We start from the raw sequence: 8,738 nt of genomic DNA, 5'->3' as shown, positions 1-8,738 counted from the left end.
TGACCTAACAAAAGTGATGAAAAGAAAAAAATCAGCATAAGAACAAAGAGCTTTTTCATCCCGTAACACCTCCAAGAAAGATGATGTGGATCGTGAAGAGTTTATGCAATTATATACTAGCCGGTCATTACAAAGGGTTTAAAGAGGAAATTTATACGCATTGTTTACCTTTTCTCACAAGTTTATACCAAATCATTTACCTGACTGAGAAGAAGAGTTCTTCATATGCCCTCATAACTTCCCCGGTGTATCTGCCGGGAACTTTGAAAGTGACTTCATCGATGGCCTTTACTGGCATTACACGGGAAACCGTGCTCACAAGGAAAACCTCTTCCGCGCTTAGAAACTCCTGGACGGTGACTCGCTTTTCAATGATCCTGTGTCCGAGTCTTTTTATGATTTCAATCACCTTTCCCCTGGTAATGCCAGGGAGAATATTGTCGACATTTGGCGTTAAGAAGATCCCATTCTCCACAAGAAAGTAGTTTGAACTACCCCCTTCGGTCGCGAATTTAATCCCATCTTCTTCTCGATACATCAGCGCCTCATATCCTCCATTGGCATATGCGAAGTTTTTGGCAAGAACGTTCGGCAATAGATTGATTGTCTTGTGCTCACAGAGTTTATGACGCAAGTCCGGGTAGGTTAGGAGTTTAACACCTTCCTTCCAACTGATCGTGTCAATTTTTCTCAGAGGCAAAGCAAGCATGAAAAACGTGCTGGATGTATCTTTTGGAGGGTATCTATGTTCTCTGTGAGGGTCTGTCCCTCTCGTCAGTTCTACATAAAGCTCCCCATCTTCGATAGAATTTCTTCTTATGAGTTCAAGTGCACTTTTCTTTACTTCTTCCGGAGTCAATCGTATCCCTATGTTGAAAAACTCGGCACTCTTTTTCATCCTCGAGAAGTGCTCTTCAAAAAAGAGAATTCTTCCTTCGATCGTCCTTATAACCTCAAAGAGTCCGTCTGCAAAAGTCAGTCCCCTGTTCTCTAGCTGAATAACTCTGCTTTTCTCCTGCACAAAATCACCGTCAAGAAATGCCCACATAGAAACCTCCCTGAGTTTTAGTACCTTCCTGACACTATTATGCATCAAACTGACCATCAATTTACGGTATGACACCCGAACAATGTTAGAATATAACGGAACCGTAAGCAGACCTTTCATTTGGAGGTTTTCTAAATGGACAACGTTTTGGCACTTTTTCCTGGAGGCTCTTCGGGGCTTTTTGGAAGTAAGGTGTACGATGTTGTTGTAATTCCAGAGGGACTCTTGTTGGTGCAGTTGACTAAATCAATAACAAATGAAGCCGTTAAAAAGGCAAAGGAAGCCTCCGAAGAAAGAAACGAAGGGTTCTTCAAGAAGATGGCATCCGTGATGTCGGCGGGCTCTTCTTTGCTTGAGAGATACAACGAGAAGACAAGAGAAGAGATTTTGAATGAAACACCCGGCAATCTATTCATCCCGAAAGAAGCGCTTAGAAAACTCAAGGTTTCCAGTAATACGGATTCTTCTCAAGGAAATTCTTTTGACAGCACCGTAATCAAAATCGTCTGGAATGAAGGCAAGATCAAACTGACTTTCAGAAAGGATTTGAATGCAAGAAAGGTTAAACACTTTCTTAAGGAAACGTTTGGTTTATAGTTTTGATTCGGGGAGTAACCCCTTCATTGATGGTCTGAGGCAGGAGGTTTACAATGAGAAAAATATTGTTGCTCTTGGCAATTGTGACTGTACTTGCAATCACAATGCTTGCCAATAATGTACTTGAATTCCCCAATGCTGATATCTATTACCCGGACGGATATGAGAAAGTTGCCGTTTATTTGGGAAACACCTTCGAATCGATACGGCCAAAGGCAATCGAACTCGTCGGAAACGACCCGGGAAGAATAAACATCGTGCTCGCCGATTTTGGAGCAAATACGAATGGACTTGCTCAAGCCCAGAACCATAAGACAATTCAGGTCTTCGTGTGGCCTGCTGACACAACACTATCGACCAGAATGAATGTAGCTAATCTTTACAGACAGCTTCTTATCCACGAATTCACTCATATTGCTCACCTCACTTATACAACCGGTATACCGGCTTTCATCTCAAGAGTGCTCTTAGGAACGGAAATGTTTTCTCCTCAGCAGCTTTCACCGTTTGTGGAGGGAGTTGCTTTGTTCGCCGAATCGTCAAATTACTTCTCCGAGGGAAGACTGAACAATCCAATGTGGGGAAGGGAAATGACCTATCAGAACATGAAAGCAAACTCCTTCCCAACTCTGGACTACGCGTTGTCCGTATCGCGAGAAGACTACCGGGGAGGAGCTCTTTATTATAACTATATGGCCAGCTTCTATGACTATCTCGTTAGAAGATTCGGCATAGAATCAGTCAAGGAGTTTCATGGTGAAGTCTCCGGAAGACTTCCAGTTTTCGGCCCCATCAACGCCTCACAAATTGCATTCGGTGAAACCCTGGACGGGCTATACAATGACTGGAAAGAAGAAGTCGGAATCGAAGCCACAAAGTATGCCACCTTAACGGAAGTGAGAACAGTTACCAACGGTCAGATATACGACATGACGAAGACCGAGAACGGTGTCGTTTTCTCCTATTCGGTTTTCGGTGAAGCAAGTTCATGGAATGGCTCCGTTGAAAGAGGAATTGAAGAATATGTCGATGGCGGCTTTTCAAGGAGGATTTCTGACTTTGGCGCCCTGAGCCTGAAATGGCACGAAGGGAACATCTACTTGATGACTTCGGTAACCGAAAGGAATACGACGTCCAGAGAAATCTGGTCACACAGGCCCCCTCTTTCTGTCAGGCTTCTGGACAAAGGAATGATCACTGCCTTTGATATCTACAACGGAAGACTGATCAAAGCACTGTACGACTCAAAGACTGAACTATCAACCATATACTTCGACGAGATGCAACTCATAACAGTTCCATGGCTCGTAAAAGATATCGTGGTTCTTGATGATGGAAGCCTGGTTATGCTGCTATCAAGGAATGGCATTAACGGAGCCATCGCTACTTTCACAGAAGGAGAATTCAGAGTAATTCTGGACGATCCCTATCTCAAGGGAAGGGGTATTGATTATCACGAAGGGAAGGTAGTCTTTACAGCCGCCTATGAAGAAGGATATATGGATGCTTTCGCTGTAGAGATATCATCAGGAGAGCTTTTCAGATTAACCGAAGGTGCCAATCTTGAAAAGGCGATGGTTTTGGATTCTAAAGTGTATGGATTCGGACACTCCCGAAGTGAAAAGGGAATGTCGATTTATGTATTCGGTCTTGAAAGCACTCCTTACAGCGTTAAAGAAGTAGAGCCCGATGACTTCGAGCCATCTTCTGTGGAGTATACAAGTGGCGATTACCTGAAGAAAACCTTCCTTCACTTTCTGAATCCCATTTTGAGAGCTCCATTTGTATCTTATGATGGCGAAAACTTGTCTCTGGGATTTGTGACCTTACACCTTTCTCATGATTCTAAACACTCTATGACGCTAATGCCATCATTCACATTCGGCACTGAAAAACTTTCCTTCACGGCTGAGTACACCGGCCAGTTGTTTGAAGGAGTAAATGTGATGCTGAGAATTAATCTTGGTCTGCCTGAAGTCCCCATCGCTAATGCAGGCCTTTCTGCTGAGCTTTTCCAGATGCCACTCAATCCCTCAACGAGGTTTAGATCACACGCTTATATTGGATTTGACACGTCGGGAGGCATTACCACATCCGTTCCCTTAAGTCTGGGAGGAAATCTCTTCTCGATTTCGCTGGAACCAGGGATAAAACTTTCCGATGGAAGGATCACGCCACTGCTTGCAGTGGATGCTGGATTCTCCCCCACTCTAGGTACGTCTGTCGGCCTTGGCGTCGGCTTCCACGATGATTTCTACTGGTATGCGAACGGGGCTCAACTCTTGTATAGGATAGACTGGGGATGGAGTCCTCTATTCTTCTTGAAAGAGTTGGGAATTGGTGGTGTGATAACCGGAACAAACACCAGTCTAGATCACTCCGCTCTTTACCTGTTCATAAATGTCGGTTCAACAATTGGTTTAGGAGACATTTTCCCCAAGATAGGCATTCAGTACAGTGACTCGCGCTTTGGAATCTACTTTGGACTGGATAATCAACCGTAAAGAGAGATTTCCATAAATCAGTCAAGAATTGCTCAAACGAAACAGACAAGAAAGGGGAATCCTCTCCTTTCTTTTTTGAACAGCCACTGATTTTCAGAACGGAGCAACAAGTACTCTCCCAAAAGTTTACTTGTAAGCAAGTTCCTTTGTAGAGAAAGGACAGAATCACTCATTCTCAGAGCCGCTGGGGCTACTTTCTCAATTTGTAAACTCCAGATTCCTCTAGGATTACCCATGCAATAGAGACAACGAAATTACCCTTTGAGTGCGAAATCAGAACAACTATCTCAAGCCTACATACTACCGGCATATAAGTCTCAATGAGCAATCCGGGTCCTCCAGTTAACTTTTGAAAAGAACTCAAAATCTGCCTGCCAGTCGACTTTGCTTAAGCCGCAGCAACGGAATGAGGTATAATGCTGTTATCGGAGATAACAAAAAGAAAGGGGGAAACGATTATGAAGATAATGGGGTACTCGGCATTTCTTATAAGTGATTCAGGATCAGTCTTCATCGAAGAATCAAAACACGATGGAATAACGTTCACTTTTCCTTCCGATCCAGTCTTTGCGAAATACAAGGACCGGCTTATGGCAGTAGTAGAAGTGAAGATGGAATCGTCCAAGTTTTCTCTAACCAAAAGCAAACTCGATCTTAGCTCTGTTAAACTTCAAGGGGTAAAAGTTGTGGACGACAAGTTTTATGAGGATTCAATTTCACTTTGGGCCTTCGAGTCAAGAACTCTTGGAAAGACTATGAGAGTGGTGCCAGATGGAGAAGCATCGAAGATTCCTGCAAAGAGAGAAACCGATTACGTCGTTCCGATTATTGCTAATACAATAGAGTTCTCTTCGAAGGAAGAGCACATTGGAAGATTTGTCTTTCCGATGCCAGATGAATGGTTTGTTCTTTCTGGAGTCCACTTTGGCCAGGATGGCGTGAAGATTCGCAAGGAAAACTCGAAGATAGATTTGGATTCCTTCAGCACCGGAATAATCGTTGAAGAACTGAAAAAACACAGAGTCTTCAACGACAACTTGTGGGATCTTTATCAGCTGTACAAATCTTTGGAGAGTTTTGAAACTAAGAATGAATCGCTCCCAGAACCGCTTGGAGAAGAAATATCTGTATCTGATCTCGATCTGGAAGACAGTATTCCAGAGAGTGCGGACCTTTACCTTGCAGGAGACAGAAAAACAACGAACTCCCTCCATCGCGAAGTCGTTATTCAGTCAAGCATAGAAAAAATTGGGACTTTCAGCAAGAAGAAGGGCGTCGTCCTAAGAGTCAAGAACAACTCGGATCTTGGAACAGTTAAGGCAGTGCACATCTCTTTCAGACTACTGGATCCGATGGGTAAAGAGCTCTACGTTGCCGAAAAGGAACTCGATGGACTTAGCGTTGGACCTGGGGAAGCAAAGAAACAAGATTTCACTGACTTTCCGGAATTTGCCGATCAACAACTGGAAAGAGTCGCAGTTAGTTTGATAAGCATTTCATGGAGTAACGGACTTAAAACTCTCACTTCTTCTGAATAATTGAAAGATTCCTGAGCTTCCTGTGTTCAGCTGCCTGGAGTATTTCCATAACCCTCATGACTTTCCTGTCGTGAGGGTTTGGGATTCTACCGGCTTCGATTTCCCTAAGCACTTCATCTAGCTCATTAAGTTGAAGTCCAAAGGCAGTCTCATCATTGACCCCCGGAATCAGATCTGGACTCGGTGGCTTTTCAACAATTCTTGCAGGGATTTTTAAGTCTTTTGCCAGATCCATTACCTCAGTCTTGAGCAAATGTCTAATCGGCTCAATATCGCTTGAATCATCTCCCCACTTCACATAGAGTCCGCAAAGCCATTCGGTCTTGTTTGTCGTGCCAAGCACAGCGTAACCCCTTTTTTCGGCTTCCAGATACAACGAAACCATCCTGACTCTGTGCTTAGCTCTATAGAAAGCCAGTCCCCTTTTGAATTCTTCATTACCCCTGTCGGCCAAGTCATCGAGGAATGGGTCTGAAGAAAGCTGCTGCCACTTATCCCTTACATACTTTTCTTTAACCGACTGAGGTATAAGAAGAGCCGGCGGTTGGAGGCTGTAGCATCCGACAGAACGGAGAACCGAACTTATGTTCTTTACTTTGAAGTCTATTCCCAGGAAACGAGCTACGAGCCTAGAATCCTCCAGGGTATCCTTCGAAGAGTCGCGCTCGGGCATTAGAAGGCCAAATACATTTTTCTTACCCAGGGCATCCACGGCTAGCTTACCCACCACTGCGGAGTCTATTCCTCCGCTTATTCCTATCACAGCCCCTCGATAGCCCCACATCTGAATGGAGGTTCTTATGAAATCGACAATTTCTCGCATTATGATCACCAAGAAGATTATACTAGACTATTCCTTCGTTCTTGAAGACTGAAAATTCGACTCAAGCGCCCACTGGAAAGTCTGAAAACCAATAAGTTTCACTTCCTAGAAATGTTAGACTGATTTGTCAGAGCAATCTCACAGTCTGAATAGGAGGAGAGAAAAATGAGAAAATTCATGTTTCTTCTTGTGTCAATACTAATCGCTGGGGCCGTCCTGGCATCGAACCCTCTTAACCTCTATGGAAGAGATGCAGAGGGAAGAAATGGAGTTGTTGCGGCCGCAAAACCCGAAGCCTCAGAAGTAGGCATTAAGATTCTCGAGATGGGAGGAAATGCTGTGGACGCCGCTATAGCCACGGCATTTGCGATAGGTGTTCTTGAACCTAATGCTTCTGGAATCGGTGGCGGAGGATTCATGATAATCAAGCTGGCCGATATGGATGAAGCAGTAGTTATTGATTTCAGAGAAACTGCACCGAACGCTACAAGCCCTACTTTCTTCAATCTTGACGAGAATAACCGCCCAGTAAACTATGAGAGCGTCATCGGAGGAAAGGCCATCGGGGTTCCGGGTGAAGTCGCCGGCCTGTTATACGCTCTTGAAAACTACGGAACGCTTTCTCGAGAAGAAGTGATTCAGCCTGCCATAGAATGGGCCGAGAAGGGAATCCCTGTAACAGTTAACCTTTTTTCAATTATTAGCGATAACTACGAGAAGATAATGATGATGGAAAATGGCGTAGACCTCTATTTGAAATACGGAGGTATTCCTTATGAAGTGGGTGAGACTATTGTACTAAAGGACTTGGCCGATACGCTAAGATCTATCGTAGAGAACGGGAAAGACGCGATATATTCTGGGGAAATTGCCGAGAAGATTGTGGCCGAAGTTCAGAAACGCGGCGGAGTAATGACAATGGATGATCTTGCAAATTATGAAGTGAAGGTTCGCAAACCAGTCGTCGGCACGTATCGAGGTTACACTATTCTGTCAGTTCCACCTGCCAGCTCTGGAGGAACTCATGTGATTGAACTTCTAAATATTATGGAAAATTTCGATGTCGGATCGATGGGAGACAACACTGCCGAGACGGTCCACATCTGGTCGGAGGCAATGAAACTGATTTTTGCGGATAGATCAAAATACATGGCGGATACTGACTTTGTAGATGTTCCTCTCGAGGGACTAACTTCGAAAGATTATGCTAGGATCCTTGCTGAGAAAATCGATAAGCGCATTCCACTTGATTCCGTCGAGCCCGGTGACCCCTGGAAGTTCGAAAGCGGAAGCACTACTCATCTTTCTGTTATGGACAGAGAGGGAAACATGGTTGCTATTACAAAATCCATAAATTACTTCTTTGGTTCCGGCGTTGTTGTTCCAGGTACCGGGATTCTATTAAATAATCACATGGACGACTTCGTAAAAACCCCCGGCTCAGCAAACTCAGTAGAACCTGGCAAACGACCTCTCAGTAGCATGAGTCCTACACTCGTTCTTGATCCTGAAGGTGAACCATATATGGCTATCGGCGCGCCAGGAGGTACACGGATTATCACTACTGTGGCTCAAACGATAAGCAACATCATTGACCACGGAATGACTGTGCAGCAAGCAATTCTCGCACCCAGAGTATTTAGGACACAGACTGGCCCGATGTCCATAGAAGGAAGGATATCAATTAACGCTTACAATAGGCTAATCGAAATGGGACATGACATAACTGTAAGAAACGACTATGATCCCTACTTCGGTGGGGTTCATGCCGTCTTGTTCAACAGAAATATTGGAATACTATTTGGAGGAGCCGATCCCAGAAGAGACGGGCAGGCTGTCGCTTATTGAGATGATGTTTTGGAGTTGCCCGAAGCTCAATCGAAAGCAATGCAGAGTCTTATTTTAATAATGGTGTTGGTGAGTAGATCAAAACGAACCGCTTATTAAGAGTGTTTTGGACTTTGCTTTTGGAATTAAACCAGATTATAATCTTTTTATAACGTCATGGGTAGAGGGGGGTGAGTGGTGTGTGGAAAGAGTTCAAGAAGTTTATCAGTCGTGGCAGCGTCATTGATCTTGCTGTTGGTATCATAATCGGTGGTGCGTTTCAAGTAATTGTGAGATCTCTTGTAGACGACATACTGATGCCGGTTCTCGGTCTATTCACAGGCGGCGTTGATTTAAGCAACCTATTCATAAACATATCAGGGGAATCTTATGCAACACTC

Annotated in this window: 7 protein-coding genes; 5 read left to right on the top strand and 2 right to left on the bottom strand. The window is 44.2% G+C overall.

Annotated elements, in window-relative coordinates; all coding sequences use genetic code 11:
- Nucleotides 1-196 precede the first annotated feature (196 nt).
- On the bottom strand, nucleotides 197-1,048 hold the full coding sequence (locus ENN47_09510; protein HDP78399.1) for an aminotransferase class IV: 852 nt from the start codon (nucleotides 1,046-1,048) through the stop codon (nucleotides 197-199).
- Nucleotides 1,049-1,183: 135 nt separating this feature from the next.
- On the opposite strand from ENN47_09510, the gene ENN47_09505 reads away from it, so the two are divergent.
- From ENN47_09505 to ENN47_09495, 3 genes are all read left to right on the top strand, one after another.
- Nucleotides 1,184-1,645, top strand: coding sequence for a hypothetical protein (locus ENN47_09505; protein HDP78398.1), 462 nt, complete (start codon nucleotides 1,184-1,186; stop codon nucleotides 1,643-1,645).
- A gap of 53 nt (nucleotides 1,646-1,698) precedes the next feature.
- Nucleotides 1,699-4,149 (top strand): hypothetical protein, encoded by a 2,451-nt coding sequence (locus ENN47_09500; protein ID HDP78397.1) that lies wholly within the window; start codon nucleotides 1,699-1,701, stop codon nucleotides 4,147-4,149.
- Nucleotides 4,150-4,607: 458 nt separating this feature from the next.
- Nucleotides 4,608-5,687 (top strand): hypothetical protein, encoded by a 1,080-nt coding sequence (locus tag ENN47_09495; protein ID HDP78396.1) that lies wholly within the window; start codon nucleotides 4,608-4,610, stop codon nucleotides 5,685-5,687.
- On the opposite strand, the gene nadE is transcribed toward ENN47_09495, so the two are convergent.
- Nucleotides 5,671-6,510, bottom strand: coding sequence for an NAD(+) synthase (gene nadE, locus ENN47_09490; GenBank protein ID HDP78395.1), 840 nt, complete (start codon nucleotides 6,508-6,510; stop codon nucleotides 5,671-5,673). The two genes, ENN47_09495 and nadE, sit on opposite strands and share 17 nt — an antisense overlap.
- A 165-nt stretch (nucleotides 6,511-6,675) precedes the next feature.
- Here nadE and ggt point away from each other — a divergent pair, with 165 nt between their 5' ends.
- Together ggt and mscL are read left to right on the top strand one after the other, a co-directional pair.
- Nucleotides 6,676-8,358, top strand: a complete 1,683-nt coding sequence (gene ggt / locus ENN47_09485; protein ID HDP78394.1) for a gamma-glutamyltransferase — start codon at nucleotides 6,676-6,678, stop codon at nucleotides 8,356-8,358.
- A 179-nt stretch (nucleotides 8,359-8,537) separates the two neighbouring features.
- Nucleotides 8,538-8,738: large conductance mechanosensitive channel protein MscL (gene mscL, locus ENN47_09480; protein ID HDP78393.1), on the top strand; the 201-nt coding region annotated here is incomplete at its 3' end.

The sequence above is a fragment of the Mesotoga infera genome, assembly GCA_011045915.1.
GTDB lineage: Bacteria > Thermotogota > Thermotogae > Petrotogales > Kosmotogaceae > Mesotoga > Mesotoga infera_D.
Note: the sequence above shows the minus strand (reverse complement) of the source record. Positions and strands in the feature narration are given on the sequence as shown.

Coding starts and splice junctions, on each gene's coding strand:
- ENN47_09510 (HDP78399.1), bottom strand. CDS start 1,048: ATGTGGGCATTTCTTGACGGTGATTTTGTGCAGGAGAAAAGCAGAGTT.
- ENN47_09505 (HDP78398.1), top strand. CDS start 1,184: ATGGACAACGTTTTGGCACTTTTTCCTGGAGGCTCTTCGGGGCTTTTT.
- ENN47_09500 (HDP78397.1), top strand. CDS start 1,699: ATGAGAAAAATATTGTTGCTCTTGGCAATTGTGACTGTACTTGCAATC.
- ENN47_09495 (HDP78396.1), top strand. CDS start 4,608: ATGAAGATAATGGGGTACTCGGCATTTCTTATAAGTGATTCAGGATCA.
- nadE (HDP78395.1), bottom strand. CDS start 6,510: ATGCGAGAAATTGTCGATTTCATAAGAACCTCCATTCAGATGTGGGGC.
- ggt (HDP78394.1), top strand. CDS start 6,676: ATGAGAAAATTCATGTTTCTTCTTGTGTCAATACTAATCGCTGGGGCC.